Source organism: Thioalkalivibrio sp. ALE9 (assembly GCF_000377445.1).
Lineage (GTDB): Bacteria > Pseudomonadota > Gammaproteobacteria > Ectothiorhodospirales > Ectothiorhodospiraceae > Thioalkalivibrio.
In genome coordinates this window covers 80,929-87,716 of sequence record NZ_KB898130.1, presented here as the reverse complement: position 1 = coordinate 87,716, position 6,788 = coordinate 80,929, and the positions used below count along the sequence as shown (strand labels likewise).

Below are 6,788 nucleotides of genomic sequence, written 5' to 3'. Positions count from 1 at the left end.
GGCGATCCGTCGCTGGGTCCGTAGCCTGGAGGGTCCGGCCGACTTCGCCCTGGAAGCCACCAACGACTATCACCTGGCCCTGGCGCTGGAGGCTCATCATCAGGGCCACCGGGTGTATCTGGTCAATGGCTATCGCCTCAATCGCTACCGCGAGAGCATCGGTGGCCGGGCCAAGACCGATGCCGGGGATGCCCGGTTGCTGGTGCGTTATCTGCAACGCGAGCAGGACGAACTGCGCCCCTGGACACCGCCGCCCGAGGGCTACCGGACCCTGCAGAAGCTGCTGCGCCGGCGTGCCACGCTGGTACGGGCACGGGTCATGCTGGAACAGAGTCTGCGAGGTGTACCCGAACTGCAGTCCAACCTGAAGGATCTGCTCCGGGAGATCGGCCGGCTGGATGCCGTGCTCCAGCGTGTGCTGCGCGAGACGGTCGGTCGCGCCGGCTGGTCGGATCACGCCCGGCGCTGCCAGCAGATCGAGGGCGTCGGTCCGCTCACCGCGGCAGGCCTGACCATGGCGTTCCAGCGGGGGGCCTTCCGCAACAGTGATGCGTTCGTCGCCTTCCTGGGGCTGGATGTCCGCATCCGCGACTCCGGCACAAAACGGGGGCAGCGCAAACTCACCAAACAGGGCGATCCAGAGTTGCGACGGCTGCTCTATCTGGCCGCGATGCAGGCCAAGTCCAAACCCGCCTGGAGCGACTACTACCAGCGCTGCCTGGACCGTGGCCTGGCGACGACCCAGGCGCTGAATGCCTTGGCTCGCAAGCTGGCGCGCCTCGCCTTCGCCCTGATGAACAATCAGACCGATTACCAACCTAAGACCCCTTGTGGAGAGACATAGAATCTCCTACGGGTTGGGTCCGGCGTGCGGGGTGTTGTAGGAGCGCAGCCCCCTGCGCGATGGGGCGCAGGGATAGGCCCCATCGGCCAGAGGGCTGGCCTCCTACAGGGGATGGTTCAGGCGCGAGGTGCATCGTTGGGTTGGGCCTGCCGGTAGGGCGAGTGTTCGTGCAGGCGTTCGCAGTGGGCCTGCATCATCTGGGCCTCGCGTTCGCAGAAGTCGCGTACGGGCTGGTCGAAGCCCTCGGTCAGGATCATGTGGGCGGAGTAGGTGGGCGTGGGCAGGAAGCCGCGCGGGATCTTGTGTTCGCCCTGGGCGCCGGGCTCGAAGCGGGCCAGTCCTTCGTGGATGCAGAATTCGATGCCCTGGTAGTAGCAGGTCTCGAAGTGCAGGTCGGCCAGCTCCTCGGTGCAGCCCCAGAAGCGCCCGTACAGGGTGTCGTGGCTGCGATAGCAAAGGGCGGCGGCGATGGTCTCGTCGTCGCCCGCCGCGCCGGGTCGTCGGGCCTCGAACAGCACCACCTGATCGGCCAGCGCCGCGGCCGTTTCCACAAAAAAGGCCTCCGACAGCGTCGGGATGCCCATGTGCTTCTCGAAGGTGTCGACGTAGAAGCGGTGGAAGCGCGCCCAGTCCTCGGGCGATCCGGTGGCCCCGGTCAGCGTGCGGAACTCGATGCCGGCCTCATTGACGCGGCGGCGTTCGCGCTTGATGTTCTTGCGCTTTTTCGAGCTGAGCGCGGCCAGGAAGTCGTCGAAGCTTGCGTAGTCCGCGTTGGTCCAGTGGTACTGGCAGCCCATGCGCTTGGCCAAGCCCAGTTCGCGGGTCACGTCCAGATCATCCTGGTTGGGGAACAGGATGTTCACGCCCGAGGCATTCAGTTCGCGCCCGCGGGTGACCAGGGCGCGCACGAGCAGGGTGCGCAGGTGATCGAAGTCCGGCGCCTCCGGGTGCACCAGCAGGCGCGGCCCGGTGGCGGGGGTGTAGGGCACGGAGACGACCAGCTTGGGGTAGTAGTTAAGCCCCTGGCGGTTCCACGCGCTCTCCCAGGCGAAGTCGAACACGAACTCGCCGTAGTTGTTGGTCTTGGCGTAGGCCGGCGCGGCCGCGACGAGCTGGTCGTCGCGGAAGATCAGCACGTGCTGCGGGAACCAGCCGAACTGGCGGCCTAGGCACTCGTGGCGTTCCAGGCCTTCCAGGAAGGCGTGGCGCAGGAACGGCTCGGTGCCGCCAGTGAGGGCATCCCAGGCGGCCGGGTCCACGTCGGCCAGGCCGTCGCGCAGTTCGACACGTTCGGGCGCGTCGCCCGAGTCGTTCTCCGGCGGGTGCGGTGCCTGGGTATCGCCCTCGGCGCTCACGTGATCAACCGAGCTTGTCCAGGTATTTCTCCGCGTCCAGTGCGGCCATGCAGCCGGTGCCGGCGGAGGTGACCGCCTGGCGGTAGACATGGTCCATCACGTCGCCGGCGGCAAACACGCCCGGTACGGAGGTCGCGGTGGCGTTGCCTTCCAGGCCGCTTTGCACCTTGATGTAGCCGCCCTCCATGTCCAGCTGGCCCTGGAAGATGTCGGTGTTCGGCTTGTGGCCGATCGCGATGAACACGCCCATCACGTCGATCTCCTTCGTCTCGCCGCTCTGGGCGTGCTTCAGGCGGGCACCGGTCACGCCGGTCGCGTCGCCGAGGATCTCGTCCAGGGTGTGGTTCCACTCGATGGTGACGTTGCCGTTCTTTTCCTTCTCGAACAGCTTGTCCTGCAGGATCTTCTCCGCGCGCAGGGCATCGCGTCGGTGCACCAGCACCACCTCGGAGGCGATGTTCGACAGGTACAGGGCCTCTTCCACGGCGGTGTTGCCGCCGCCGATCACCGCGACCTTCTGGTTGCGGTAGAAGAAGCCGTCGCAGGTCGCGCAGGCGGAGACACCCTTGCCGGCGAAGGTGGTCTCGGACTCCAGCCCCAGGTACTGCGCGGAGGCCCCGGTGCAGATGATCAGGGCATCACAGGTGTATTCCCCGGAGTCGCCGATCAGGCGGTAGGGCTTGTCCTTCAGCTGCACCGTGTGGATGTGATCGAAGATCACCTCGGTGTCGAAGCGCTCGGCATGCTTCTGCATGCGCTGCATCAGTTCGGGGCCCTGCACGCCCTCGTTGTCGCCGGGCCAGTTGTCCACGTCGGTGGTGGTCATCAGCTGGCCGCCCTGTTCCAGGCCGGTGATCACGACCGGGTTCAGGTTGGCGCGCGCGGCGTAGACCGCGGCGGTCCAGCCGGCCGGGCCGGAGCCCAGGATCAAGAGCGGGCAGTGGCGCGCTTCCTTGCCGCTGCCGCCCTTTTTCGGTTCGGACTCGGTGGCGCCGCCCAGCTGGACGGCGCCGGTAGCGGCCTGCACGGCCCCGGTGGCGCTGGCCATCTTCGGGGTCTCGGCCTGGGCCTTGCCGGATGCGTTCTTCTTCTTGTCCTTCTTGGACTTCTTGGCGTCGCTCATGGCGCTCTCCATCTCGCAACAATGAATTCCGTGGCGGGGGCGGCGGGGCCGTCCCTGCGAGTCCTGCACACGATACCGGATCGTCGGGCGTGGGCCCGGGTTCCATGAATCGGGTAGCGGGATCCGGGGTGCGCCCACAGCTGGCGGGCCATCCCGGATCGGGGATCGATATGGCGGGGATTATTGGGAGGCCGGACGGCTTTGTCCAACGCGGTCACGGGCACCGGGGGAACGCCGCGCCGGCTGGGAGGGCGGGACGCATTTGGTTAATCGCGGTCGATAAAACATTTTCATGATCGCGCGGGCCGGATCGCGGGCCGGGCAGTCACTACATCGGCGTTTGGTGGATAACCCGGGCGCCCCTCCGGGAACGGCGGCAGGACGGGGAATTGCCGTTTTTATCCACAGCTTGCTCACGGGTTGTGCGCGGCTTGTTCTTTTGCGAACCACTATATCTAGTGGCTATGCAGTTCCGGATCCCCGATCTATAGTACTTCACGTTCGATCCAACACCAGCGCGAGGCCGTCATGAACAGCGAACCCTACACCGCCGTAGCCCCCGAGGGCACCCAGTACCCGCCGCAGGCCGAACCGTCGGCCGAGGTCCTGGCGACCAGCCCGGGCCAGCACCAGGTGATTCGCCGTAACGGCAAGGTCACGGGCTTCGATGCCTCCAAGATCGAGGTCGCGGTGACCAAGGCCTTCCTCGCGGTGGAGGGCGGCAACGCCGCGGCCAGCCGCCGCATCCACGAGGTGTCCAGGGAAGTGGCCGGGCAGGTGGTGGACAGCCTGTTCCGCCGCGCCGGCACCCAGGGCATGACGGTGCATATCGAGGATATCCAGGACCAGGTGGAACTGGCCCTGATGCGCGGTGGCCACCACAAGGTCGCGCGGGCCTACGTGATCTATCGCGAGCAGCAGGCGCAGAAGCGCGCCGCCGAGGCCGCCGAGCAGTCCCCGGAAGAGCAGGAGGCTGCCGCCAGCCTGAACGTGACCCGCGCCGACGGCACCCAGGCCCCGCTGGACGAGGCGCGCCTGCAGGCGGTGGTCGCCGAGGCCTGTGACGGCATCGAGCACGTGGACGGCCAGAAGATCCTGACCGAGGCGCGCCGCAACCTGTTCGACGGCGTCGCCGAGAAGGACGTGGCCACCGCGCTGGTGATGGCCGCCCGCGTGATGATCGAGAAGGAGCCGAACTACTCCGAGGTCACCGCGCGGCTGCTGATGGACGCCCTGCGCCGCGAGGCCCTGAGCTTTGTGCACGGCCGCCCGGAAGAGGCCACCCAGGCGCAGCTGGCCGAGCGCTACGCCGAGTACTTCGGTGCCTACATCCGCCGCGCCGCCGATCTGGAGCTGGTCGACAGCGAGCTGACCCGCTACGACCTCGACAAGCTGGGCGCGGCGATCAAGCCCGAGCGCGACCTGCAGTTCACCTATCTGGGCCTGCAGACCCTGTACGACCGCTACTTCATCCATTCTGACGGCACGCGCTTCGAGCTGCCGCAGGCGTTCTTCATGCGTGTGGCGATGGGCCTGGCGATCAACGAGATCGACCGCGAGGCGCGCGCGATCGAGTTCTACAACCTGCTGAGCTCGTTCGACTTCATGAGCTCCACGCCGACGCTGTTCAACTCCGGCACGCTGCGCCCGCAGCTCTCCAGCTGCTACCTGACCAGCGTCCCGGACGACCTGGACGGCATCTACAGCGCCATCCGCGACAACGCGCTGCTGTCCAAGTTTGCCGGCGGCCTGGGCAACGACTGGACCCGCGTGCGCGGCATGGGCGCCCACATCAAGGGCACCAACGGCAAGTCGCAGGGCGTGGTCCCGTTCCTCAAGGTCGCCAACGACACCGCCGTGGCCGTGAACCAGGGCGGCAAGCGCAAGGGTGCGGTCTGCGCCTATCTCGAGACCTGGCACATCGATGTCGAGGAGTTCATCGAGCTGCGCAAGAACACCGGCGACGACCGCCGTCGCACCCACGACATGAACAGCGCCAACTGGATCCCGGACCTGTTCATGAAGCGCGTGGCCGAGGACGGCGACTGGACCCTGTTCTCCCCGAACGAGACCCCGGACCTGCACGACCTGGTCGGCGCCGAGTTCGAGAAGCGCTACTGCGAATACGAAGAGAAGGCCGCGCGCGGCGAGCTGCGCGTGCACAAGACCATGAAGGCCGTGGACCTGTGGCGGAAGATGCTCGGCATGCTGTTCGAGACCGGCCATCCGTGGATGACCTTCAAGGACCCGTGCAACCTGCGAAGCCCGCAGCAACACACCGGCGTGGTCCACAGCTCGAATCTCTGCACCGAGATCACCCTGAACACCTCGGATGACGAGATCGCGGTGTGCAACCTGGGCTCGATCAACCTGGCCGCGCATGTGAACGAGGCCGGCGAGCTCGACCTGCCCAAGCTCGAGCAGACCGTGAACACCGCCATGCGCATGCTCGACAACGTGATCGACTACAACTACTACTCCGTGCCGCAGGCGCGTCGCTCCAACCTGCGCCATCGCCCGGTGGGGCTGGGGGTCATGGGCTTCCAGGACGCGCTGTACAAGCTGCGCGTGCCGTATGCCTCCGAGGCGGCGGTGGAGTTTGCCGACACCTCCATGGAGGCGGTCTCCTACTACGCCATCAAGGCCTCGACCGACCTGGCCGAGGAACGCGGGCGCTACGAGAGCTTCCCCGGCAGCCTGTGGAGCCAGGGCATCCTGCCGATCGACTCGATCGACAAGCTGGCCGAGACCCGCGGCGACTACCTGCAGATGGACACCACCCAGCGCCTGGAGTGGGACAAACTGCGCAAGCGGGTGAAGAAGGTCGGCATGCGCAACTCCAACACCATGGCGATCGCGCCGACCGCGACCATCTCCAACATCTGCGGGGTCAGCCAGTCGATCGAGCCGACCTACCAGAACCTGTTCGTCAAATCGAACCTGTCCGGCGAGTTCACCGTGATCAACCCGTACCTGGTGCGCGACCTGAAAGATCGCGAGCTGTGGGACGAGGTGATGGTCAATGACCTCAAGTACTACGACGGCTCCGTGCAGCCGCTGGATCGCGTGCCGGAGGACATCAAGGCCCTGTACGCCACCGCGTTCGAGCTGGACACCCGCTGGCTGGTCGAGGCCGCCTCGCGCCGGCAGAAGTGGATCGACCAGGCGCAGAGCCTGAACCTCTACATGGCCGAGCCCTCCGGGCCCAAGCTGGACGCCCTGTACAAGCTGGCCTGGGTGCGCGGGCTGAAGACGACCTATTACCTGCGCTCCATGGGCGCGACCCACGTGGAAAAGAGCACCGTGGCCGACTCCTCGCGCGCCAACAAGCTGAACGCCGTCTCCGGCGGCCAGCAAGCGGCCGAGCCGGAAGCACCCAAGGCCTGCTCCATCCTCGACCCGGACTGCGAGGCCTGCCAGTAAGGCGGGCCCGCCCACGGGCACCGAATACGCAGCACGCACCGAT

At 66.7% G+C, this 6,788-nt stretch carries 4 protein-coding genes; 2 read left to right on the top strand and 2 right to left on the bottom strand.

Annotated elements, in window-relative coordinates; genetic code table 11:
- Positions 1-844 (top strand): IS110 family transposase (locus tag D106_RS0111140; protein WP_018880068.1); only part of this gene is annotated, 844 nt, incomplete at its 5' end.
- A gap of 116 nt (positions 845-960) precedes the next feature.
- Here D106_RS0111140 and D106_RS0111135 read toward each other — a convergent pair.
- Complete coding sequence (locus tag D106_RS0111135; RefSeq protein WP_018880067.1) at positions 961-2,199, bottom strand: GNAT family N-acetyltransferase; 1,239 nt, start codon at positions 2,197-2,199, stop codon at positions 961-963.
- A gap of 4 nt (positions 2,200-2,203) precedes the next feature.
- Positions 2,204-3,322 (bottom strand): thioredoxin-disulfide reductase, encoded by a 1,119-nt coding sequence (gene trxB, locus D106_RS0111130; RefSeq protein ID WP_026280652.1) that lies wholly within the window; start codon positions 3,320-3,322, stop codon positions 2,204-2,206.
- 528 nt (positions 3,323-3,850) lie between these two features.
- Between trxB and D106_RS0111125 the strand changes: the two genes are divergently transcribed.
- Positions 3,851-6,745: a ribonucleoside-diphosphate reductase subunit alpha gene (locus D106_RS0111125; protein ID WP_018880065.1), complete on the top strand. Its 2,895-nt coding sequence runs from the start codon at positions 3,851-3,853 to the stop codon at positions 6,743-6,745.
- Positions 6,746-6,788: the final 43 nt, after the last annotated feature.